This window comes from Pantoea sp. Pa-EAmG, assembly GCF_030024295.1.
GTDB lineage: Bacteria > Pseudomonadota > Gammaproteobacteria > Enterobacterales > Enterobacteriaceae > Pantoea > Pantoea dispersa.
This window is the reverse complement of sequence record NZ_JASEWO010000353.1, coordinates 1-1,283: the sequence shown is the minus strand read 5'-3', so window position 1 is coordinate 1,283 and position 1,283 is coordinate 1. Positions and strand designations below refer to the sequence as shown.

Below are 1,283 nucleotides of genomic sequence, written 5' to 3'. Positions count from 1 at the left end.
TGGTTGCAGACGCCTTCAAGTATAGTGGTTTTTCGTTAAGAGGCTTTATAACCCTCTCTGTTCGTGCTAGATAATGGCAGTTATCAGTGACAGACACTCCCAGCACCGGCAGTTATCAGGCGGGAACGTTATTTCGTCCCCTGCCCTTGCTGTCTATCAATAAGCGCCGTCGCGTTTGAGTACCACGCCGACCGTCTTAAACAGAATCGCGATGTCATTCCACAGCGACCAGTTTTTGACATACCACGAATCGAAATAGACGCGCGTCTCATAGTCAACGTCGTTACGACCGCTGACCTGCCACAATCCCGTCATGCCTGGCTTTGCCATCAGGTAATAATCAACATCACCGGCATAACGGCAGAGTTCATCTTCAATCACCGGGCGCGGGCCAACGAGGCTCATGTCACCGCGCACGACGTTCCACAGCTGCGGCAACTCATCCAGACTGGTTTTACGGATGAAATGACCGACTTTGGTAATACGTGGATCGTTTTTCAGTTTGAAATCTTTGTCCCACTCGGCGCGGGCTACCGGGTCGGTGCGCAGCACCTCTTCCAGCACCTCTTTCGAGTTAATTACCATCGAGCGGAACTTCAGGCACTTGAACTTGCGGCCGTTGAGACCCACACGTTCGTGACCGTAAATCGGTGGTCCGCCATCACGGCCAACCATGAAGCCGAGCACCAGCAGCGCAGGCGACAGCGCGATGATGATGCTGAGCGCGCCGACGATATCGAATGCCCGCTTCAGGACACGCGAGGTGCGTTTCGCCAGGTTGTTATTCACACGCAGAATCATTACTTCATGGCTGAAGATGTAAGCCATATCGGTGCCGTACAGCGGCACGCCGCGCAACGTCGGGATAACCGAGACCGAGCGACAGTTATGCATCGCCAGCATTTTCAGCCAGCGGTCGCGGTGCTGACTCTGCTCAAACTCAACCGCGACGATGAACTGGGTTTCGCTGTTGGTCAGCTGCCACAGCTCCTGCTCGTTATGCAGCACCGGTACACCGGAGATGCTGGCCTGCGGGCAGCTGCCATCGACGTCGAAGAAGGCGATCACATCAAAGCCCATCACCTCTTCGCTCTGCAGCGCCTGCCAGGCTTCCTGCGCGTTACGGTTGCTGCCAATAATAATGGTTTGCTTTTTCCACATACCGAAATGATTCAGTACGCGTTTGGAAATAGCGCGCGCCAGCGGAATCAGCACCAGTGCTAAAATCCACGTTAATACCCAGACAAAACGGGACATCTGCCATTGTGATAATGCTGAAATTG

Annotated in this window: 1 protein-coding gene; it reads right to left on the bottom strand. The window is 54.0% G+C overall.

The window, feature by feature from the left end; all coding sequences use genetic code 11:
- Window positions 1–156 precede the first annotated feature (156 nt).
- On the bottom strand, window positions 157–1,283 hold a 1,127-nt coding region (gene wbaP / locus QMM04_RS22540; RefSeq protein ID WP_282997111.1), incomplete at its 5' end, for an undecaprenyl-phosphate galactose phosphotransferase WbaP.